Below are 4,811 nucleotides of genomic sequence, written 5' to 3' on the forward strand. Positions count from 1 at the left end.
GTGGCTTTGAGTTCGCGGATGCGGTCTTCGACGCGGGCGTGCTGGCGGTGCCGCAGCTCCAGGCCGGCGACTTGGCCGGGCACCACACCGGTCGCGGTGTCGGTGATGAAGGCGGTGACCCGCGTCCCGGGCGAGCTGGGCGATCGGCTTGCCCGTCTCACGGACGATGCGAACCGCACCCTCCCATCTGGCATGACTACTCCGCACAGCCCATGCCTCCACGATATCGGGGGATATCCACTTGAGTTAAGGTATTGCCTTGAATATCAAGTGCGAAGAAGGTATGCGGGTCGGCGACGGTCGGCTGCGGTGGATCGCCGGCGAGGTCACGTGGGTCGTCGAGATGTCGGATCCCGGGCGGTTCCAGGCCGATTACGTGGAGGCGTTCGTGGCGTCGTGGACCGCACGTGGGTTCGCCGAGTCGACGATCGCCAATGATGTCGGTGTGCTGGAGCGGATGCTGGCAGCGTTGGGGCGACCGGTGTGGGAGGTGATCGCCGAAGACGTCGATCGGGTGGGCGAGATGGCCAGCTCGGGTCGAGCGGTCTCGACGCGGCGCAATTACCTGCAGGTGTTCAGGGGCTTTCACCGGTTCTTGGAGGTCCGCAAGGCCGCGGAGATCGAAGTGGCGTTCGGAGTGCGGCTGGCCTGCCCGCTCGATTCGTTCAACACTGCCCGCCATGTCAGCGTGGGTGGACTGGATCTGGTGCTGCGCTGGTGTCTCGACGATGTCCGTGGCCGGTTCCCGGATAGCGCGGTGTTGTTGTGCGATGAACCCGGTAGCCGGATGGTCGCAGCCACGATCCGCAACCGACTGCGGCACTTGATGACCGTTGAAGGGCGCCCAGAATCGGACTGGTTCAGCCCGCACGGGATGCGCCGCGCCTGCGTGACCCACAACTACGAGCGCGGGCGTGGATCTGGTTGCCATCCAACAACTTCTCGGTCATTGGACAGTGGCCTCGACCATTCCTTACGTGCGTCCGTCGGAGACCTTCATCGAAGACGCCTACCAGCGCGCGGTCTCGGCGACGCTGAGCGACCTGACCGGACAGGAGTAAGCGATGCTGATTACGTGGAAGCTCCGGATGGCCGGCGCCCAGCGGGAGGTATGGATCGGCACCCAGCTGGGGCCGAATTTTAGCGGTGGTTGCAACATGGTAGTCAATGAGCTTGTGCGAGTAGCTTATCGAGGCCTTGGGCCGGTGTTTGCCAGTCCAGTGGTTTGCGTGCGGGGTCGAGTGTTGAGTTGGGCCGCGACGGCGGCGAGATCATTGGCGGTGTGTACCGACCGACAGGTCGGTGCCCTTGGGTAAAGTACTGGCGGAGTAGCCGTTGGTGTTCTCATTCGATCCCCCTTGACACGGTGAGTGCGGATCGCAGAAGTAGACCGTCGGTTGCGAGGCTGAATTCGCGGTGACGACGCCCGCGTCGCCAGCGCTGGCCGGTCTTGCGGTGAATCCCGACCAGCCGACACGCCTCGGAATTGTTCCGCCTTTGTTTCATCAGGCGAAGAAAGAGCTAGCGCTGGGCCGTCAGCGGTTTGCCATGCTCGGGTTTTTGGCGTTGATACGAATCTGTCACCTGCAACTCCTGAAAGATCAATCACGTGTTGCAACCACCGTGTGTTGCAACCACCGTTAGAACCCGAGTCGTGTGGGTAGGCCGAGGCGTTCGGCGACTCGACGCCCTGCACCGTAGCGGCCGATGCGATAGAACGAGGCCAGGATGTCCTCATAGCGCGGGCCGATGACTCGGGGAACGGCATCCAACACGCGAGCGTCAAGACCGATCAGCACTCGCGGCTTATTCTTTTTCACCCCACGCAATATCGCCCTCGCCGCCGAGTCGGGGTGGGTTAACGCGATCATATGGAAAGTGCGGCCAAGCGATTCAGGGTCCGCGCCGTCGGGCAGGCCGTGCGCGTGCCCGACGATGTTCGTCTTCACCCCACCCGGGTGAACGCAGGTCACACCGACCGGATGCCCAGCGGCCCGGACCTCCTGGCGCAGGGCCTCGGTAAACCCGCGGACGGCAAACTTGGCGGCGTTGTAGGCACTTTGCGACGGAATCCCGACGAGCCCGAAAACCGACGACACATTGACGACGTGGCCATCGCCGGACGCAATCAGGTGAGGCAGGAACGCCTTGGTGCCATGGGCGACGCCCCAAAAGTTGATGCCCATTAGCCACTCGAAGTCGTCCCAATCCATGTCGGCCACGTCGGCCCACAACGCCACACCCGCGTTGTTGAAAACCAGGTTCACACCGCCGAATTCACTGACGACATTCTCTGCGTGTGCGTAAACTGCTGGTCGTTGGGATACATCGAGTTCGAAGGCCACTGCCTTGGCGCCGATCTTCTCGCATCGACCGGCGGTGTCGGCCAGCGCGCTGGTATCGATGTCCGACAGCGCCAGCTGCGCTCCCTGTTCAGCCAGACTCAGCGCCAAGCTACGACCGATACCTGAGCCAGCGCCGGTGATTGCTACCACTTTATTGGTGAAGTCCTTCATAGCTTGATCGCCTCCGCGGTTATTCGAACTGGCCGATAGCCAGTTCCGCAGTTCGGTTGACACCGGCACACCCTGCCCAAACGAGAAGTCAATGAACTGCACGACATGTCACGGCGCTCAAGGCCGTCGTGGATGTAAACGCAGCCATAACCGCCCGGCGAGCAGCTCGAACGCTAGCTCTTTCTAAACATGACACTTGAGCCGCGCTGTTGACGCTGCGTGCGATCTGGTCGCTAGCCCGTCGATGCAGCATCCATCTCCAATGCTCCTTGACTGCTGCTCTCCGTAATTCTCGAACCAACAGTATAGGATACCAGTAGTACTATGTACCTAAAGTAATGGACTGTCAACGCGGCGCGTTGGTCGCACGAAAAGCCCTGCGCGTTGCCTGCTTTAAGGATCCGCGCGTTGAAGCTTTCGATGGCATCGGTCGATGGCACACCCGTTTTCCACGGTGCGCCGGGTACGAGAAACGCAGCCCACCGGGCCGAGGCGGGCCCCGTCGGCGAGGGCGTGACTGTTCAATTCGGGTCCGTTGTCCACTCGGATTGTGCTCGGGCTCGCGACCCATGGTCATGATGAGCTCGTCCAGAAAGGCCGGTGGTGGTCATATCGATACCCCGAACCCCCCGGCATTCAGTCAATTGATCGAAGCTAAACCTAAACCGCCAAGCCGCGGCATAGTTCCCGATACACAGGGTACCTGGTACCGTCAACCTATGAATTCGCTTGATTGGCGGGATCGGCCCACGACCACACACTTCGGCTCCACTTGCTGGCAGTCGCGCCTGATGGCTTTACTGACGGCCGTCTTCGTGCGCCCGGTACTCGCTACCTTGACTATCATCGGCATCGTCGTCAACCGCGTCCGACCGGGCATGTTGCAGCGTACACGCCTTGATGTCATCGACAAACCGCTGCGCGTGGTGCCGCCCATGCCGGGAACCGAAGTGAGCCCCGTGGCTTTGCCGCAGTGCCCGGCCGAGTGGGTCGTGTTCCCCACGGCCCGCCACTCAGAACGGGTTATCGTCTACTTCCACGGCTCGGCGCTGGTGACTTTGGGTCTCAATTCTCACCGGCGGTTTGTCAGTAAGCTCTCGCAACAGACCGGAGCGCAGGTCTTCAACGTGGGTTATCGGTTGGCCCCCCAGGCCCATTTTGAGGAAGCCGTATCAGACGGGCTCGACGCCTACCGTCACGTTATGTCGCTGGGGTTTTCTCCGGATCGCATCGTGCTGGCAGGAGATTCGGCCGGGGGCATGCTGGCTGCCTGCACCGCGCTGGCCGCCCGCGACGCTGGCTTGCCAGCGCCTGCGGGCCAGGCGTTGATGTCACCACTGACGTCATCGGATATGGAGCTGAAGTACCGGGCCCTCAAAGAGCATCGCGACGTCATGTTTCCTTTCATGGCGGTGAAATTCCTCTACGACGTCTTCGGCACTGTCAACGGCACCCGCCCGCCGCCAATGATGCCATCGCAGGCCGATCTCCGTGGCCTAGGCCCGTTTCTGCTCCAAGTCGGTACCCACGAGATGCTGCTCAATGACAGCCTCGTGCTGGCCGAACGGCTGCGGGCCGACGGGGTGCCCGTGTGGGTTCAGCAGTGGCACAAGGCGATGCACATGTTTCAACTCAGTTTCGATGTCAACCCAGACGCCCGTCGCGCCGTTGAGGAAGTGGCGGCGTTTATCCGTCATCTCACCACCGCGCCCGAACAAGCTAGCGCGTAGTCAACGATTGCGCGAATCGCATGGAAGATACATCAGCCACAGCGCAGGCCTTTCGGCTATAAATGGGGACAGGACTCCGGTCACAGGGATTAGGCGTAGACCGCAGCGCTGAAATTTGATTGTGTTCAGCTCAGCATCTCCTGGTTCTACAAATGGTTCGATCGCGGCCCCACCGACGGGTCGCGTCGGTGCGCGGCCCTGGACGCGAAGGTTCGTAACCTGTTCACGGCCTCCAAGGGCAGCTACGGCTCGCCCCGTATCCCACGCTGACCTGCGCGAGTCCGGGGAGACGGTGAGCGTGAACACCGTTCGCCGATTCGATGCGCCGCCCGGGCTTGCAAGGCCGCAAACCCAAGCGCAGCCGGGGATCGACCCGCCAAGACCGCAACGCGCCGAAGTTTCCCGACCTGGTGCGCCGCGACTTCACCGCGTCGGCGCCGAATGATCTGTACCCGTGTTGTTGGTCCAGGGTTATGCGAGTCGAGGGCAGAGTGATCATCAGGAGGTCACATGCCCCGCGCGTATCCGGCTACGGTCCGCCAGCAAATCATTCGACGACTGCGGC

The 4,811-nt window shown here is 62.0% G+C and carries 3 protein-coding genes and 2 pseudogenes; 2 read left to right on the plus strand and 3 right to left on the minus strand.

What is annotated here, in order from left to right:
• Nucleotides 1–283 precede the first annotated feature (283 nt).
• Nucleotides 284–1,061, plus strand: a pseudogene (locus CYU59_RS24760) (tyrosine-type recombinase/integrase).
• 103 nt (nt 1,062–1,164) lie between these two features.
• Here the strand turns inward: CYU59_RS24760 and CYU59_RS24765 are convergent.
• The 3 genes and pseudogenes from CYU59_RS24765 to CYU59_RS24770 form a co-directional block, all read right to left on the minus strand.
• Nucleotides 1,165–1,391: pseudogene (locus CYU59_RS24765) on the minus strand (IS30 family transposase); the annotation flags it as partial.
• Nucleotides 1,345–1,506, minus strand: coding sequence for a helix-turn-helix domain-containing protein (locus CYU59_RS29090; protein ID WP_363115280.1), 162 nt, complete (start codon nt 1,504–1,506; stop codon nt 1,345–1,347). The gene CYU59_RS29090 and the pseudogene CYU59_RS24765, both read right to left, overlap by 47 nt.
• Nucleotides 1,507–1,640: 134 nt before the next feature.
• Nucleotides 1,641–2,516, minus strand: coding sequence for an SDR family NAD(P)-dependent oxidoreductase (locus CYU59_RS24770; protein WP_293003884.1), 876 nt, complete (start codon nt 2,514–2,516; stop codon nt 1,641–1,643).
• A 719-nt stretch (nt 2,517–3,235) separates the two neighbouring features.
• On the opposite strand from CYU59_RS24770, the gene CYU59_RS24775 reads away from it, so the two are divergent.
• Nucleotides 3,236–4,246, plus strand: a complete 1,011-nt coding sequence (locus CYU59_RS24775; protein WP_293003886.1) for an alpha/beta hydrolase — start codon at nt 3,236–3,238, stop codon at nt 4,244–4,246.
• Nucleotides 4,247–4,811: the final 565 nt, after the last annotated feature.

The organism is Mycobacterium sp. (genome assembly GCF_002863225.1).
Taxonomy (GTDB): Bacteria; Actinomycetota; Actinomycetes; order Mycobacteriales; family Mycobacteriaceae; genus Mycobacterium.